Raw genomic sequence first — 3,223 nt, forward strand, 5'->3', positions numbered from 1 at the left:
CCCCCGGACACTGGACGTGCTCATCCTGCAGTGACAGCCCACTGCCTGCACGGCGGTCTGTGTGTCCGGCGGCGCCCCTCGAGCTGTGAGCGTGGGCTGACTGGCAGCGGTCAGTGCCTGGGCTGATCGGGTGTCAGTTTGCGCCCCTTGAGCCCCGGAACAGCGTGTCCAGCCATATCCCTCGCCTTGACTCGGCAAGTAGTGCCTTGGGTGAGCCGAAAGTTCTGGCGCGAGGATGTTTGCACTAAATTGTGGTTGTCGGGCACGACGATGTCGAGCAGTCGTCATGCTTGGTGGCAGACGGAGAAGCAATTCTCCGTCTGCCACCGTTGATCGGTGGTGGGACGGGGATCAAGAAGCGGCCCAATCAGGCCGGGCCGGGATCCGTCTCCCACGCGCTTTATGCAGTCCATGCCCGTCACTTTCTTGAGCCAAACTGAATTGGCGCGGTCGGGCAGGTGATGAACGGCCACCAAATCGGTGTCTTGATTACCAGCCGTCTGAACTTATGTCTAGCCCGGATTTTTCATGATGCTCGGGTTGCCGGCCCGGTCGGAATTTGTTTCCCTTCCGGGCCGGTTTTCCGGTTTCGGGCATGAACGTTGGGCCCGTGGTCGCTGGGTGGGCGTCGGATTCCACGCCTCCGTTGTGCTCGTTCAGGGGGTTGAAGGTGCTGGCCAGGTCCTGTTTCAGGCCAGCAGCGGCAGTTTTCGTCGGCGCTGCTTGAGCTCGGAAATGGCGGCCAGGATCGTGGTGGTAGTGCCGGCCTCCGGCGCGTGTTTGGGGATGAGCAGCCACGTCTTGCGGGCACAGGTGATGAGTTTCCCTGCGGTCGCGAAGAGCCTGTACCGCCACCGTTTCACGTCCCACCTCTTGGCGGTGTGGCCGGTGGGCAGTGCTGCCAGTTGCAGCCAGGAAAGCAGGTTCATGGCCAGGGCCGCAATATTTGCCCAGGCCTGGTTAGCCTTGAAATCGTAGAAGGGCAGCTTGCCGAGGGGCGAGTTCTTCAGTGTTTTGATCCGGTTCTCACACCTGCCCCGGCCCCTGTGCCGGGCATCCAGGGTGGAGCGGTTCGGCCCGCAGGAACAGGTTCGTGCACTCCGGGTAGTCCGCGAGTCCCATGACCTCGGTGGCGTTCACGACCCATGCGTTTTCACGTTCGTCGCCAGCCGCATCAAGGGCAGGTTCCCAGTACTGTTTGTTGCTGATCCAGCCCACCATGCGGGCCTTGGCGACCGGGACCGGGTAGGAAACACTGAACTGCACCTCCAAGACCGCCAGGTGGTTCAGGAATTTCCTGGAGGCGCCGGCACTGTCGGTGCGCACCAGGATCTTCTCCCCGATGAGTGTCCCGTCTTGGTCGTAGAAGTCGTCGGGGAGTGGGCAACCGCGGCGGCAAAGATCTTGATGTGGTCATCGGCACTGTTCGCGCCGGAATTGCCCGGCCGCATGACCACGGCCAGGATCTCCCCGGTCCCGCGCCCGGTCCCGTAGTCAATGCTGGCAACGAAAGGGGCGAATCCGTACCCGCCCTTGTACGTGCCGACCGCTTGTTCCTTGTACTATGCGAGGTTACGAGGGTGGCATCCAGTTCCAGGATGAGCGGGTCCAAGGCCGTGGCCCGGAGGGCGGGGTTCCGGTCCCCGGCAGCCGCCCACACGCGCGACCGCAACTCCCGGGTCATCGTGGCAAAGCAGTAATCGAAAAGGTCGGGATTGGCCACGGTACGTTCGAAAAAGCGTGAGATCGTAGCGTTCGAGGCGACCTTGCCAAACACTCCGGGGCTGGCGCGCAGGATGTCCAGGTCGCTGACGTGCTCACCGCCGGCAGCGAGCATCAGCGCCAACGAGCCCAGAATCGTGCCCGGCCGGTACATGGCACCGGACGGGACGAACTGACCCAAACGTTCCTCACACAACTCACGGAAATCCAGCACATCAACGAACGAGGTGAGCACGTTCAACCCGGCATGCGAGACCAGCGACTGGCCCGTCGTGGCGACCAAAGGTGAGGGGAAAACTCCGGTATGTTGGCGGCCAGCAGAACCTGCCCACTGGCGGCCAGTCCGTGTGGCCATGTGGTGGCCGCCAGTGGGCACGGTCCGGGCCTGAATGTTGCTGAATTTCTGCCCACCCCGTCGCGCCAAAATGGGGACGCCAGGCTGACGATGAGTTTCGCCGTTGAGGGCCCGTCACTCATCGGCCGGGGCGGATTGGCGGCCAGCGTGGGTGCATCATGGCCATCGTCCGCCGACGGCTGGTGAGAGGCTCGTGGTGAGGCCGCCGTTGAGCGTTCTGGCCACGGAATGAGTATCGGAGAGCTGTTTGATTTCACTGGTCTATGTGGCCGCCTCGCGCCCCTGAGCCCCGCTATGCCGTGCACAGCCGGTCGCAGCCATCGGAGAGGCTGCTCCATCCCGCAAGGCGATGGGAGCGTTGGAATAGCATTGGCGTCGCGGGCCAAAGCGAATTAGTGGCCGTCCTTTGTCGCTGACGTCCGCGTCCGCACCGGTCTTGACACAGCCGTGTAGGGCGCTTCTGGGTGCGCCGCCGGCCTCCGGTTCATCAGCGCCGGCATGAGTGGCGCGTGGAAGGAAACCCGCACTGGATTCAGACCGAAAGGCGTGGCCACCGGCGGGCACCGAAAGTGGCCATTGAGCCCAAAATGATCGAAATCCTGTTGGCCACCAGTGGGCAGGTTCTGCTGGCCGCTAACACCGGTATTCTTAAGCATCGAAAGGGTGCTCCCTTGCAACCAGGAAATAATGGCTTAGAAAATCCGCCAATAGGCGTCCGGGCCGGCACCCATAAGCCGCACGTCAGCGTAATTAAGCGTCATTAAGAAGCAAGGCAGGCACGACCCCTGTTAAACATGTTTTCGACCAAGAAAACGTTTGACCAGGAGAATCGTGCCTGCCCTTCCATCATTCCTCATCGAACCACTCTGGTGCCAATTCGAGGCACTGATCCCACCGGTGGCGAACCACCACCCGCTGGGCTGCCACCGGCCACGAATCACCAACCGCGTGGTCTTCGACAAACTCATCCAGGTCCTCGTCCTGGGAGCCTCCTACGAGAAGATCAGCGACACCGGATGCTCGGCCACCACGATCCGGTGTCGCCTGCCAGGAGGATGGGACCGCTGTAGCCCGTTTTTTGCCACCTTCATGGGACCACCTGTTTAGCCAGTCATGGGACCGTCCGGCGTGTTGCGCCGGGGAGTT

Annotated in this window: 2 pseudogenes; one reads left to right on the forward strand and one right to left on the reverse strand. The window is 62.3% G+C overall.

Annotated elements, in window-relative coordinates:
• Positions 1-689: 689 nt before the first annotated feature.
• Positions 690-2,077: pseudogene (locus G6N77_RS19375) on the reverse strand (transposase).
• Between the two features lie 831 nt (positions 2,078-2,908).
• Here G6N77_RS19375 and G6N77_RS19380 point away from each other — a divergent pair.
• A pseudogene (locus G6N77_RS19380) lies at positions 2,909-3,121 on the forward strand (IS5/IS1182 family transposase); the annotation flags it as partial.
• Between the last annotated feature and the right edge of the window lie 102 nt (positions 3,122-3,223).

Source organism: Arthrobacter silviterrae (assembly GCF_011045165.1).
Classification (GTDB): domain Bacteria; phylum Actinomycetota; class Actinomycetes; order Actinomycetales; family Micrococcaceae; genus Specibacter; species Specibacter silviterrae.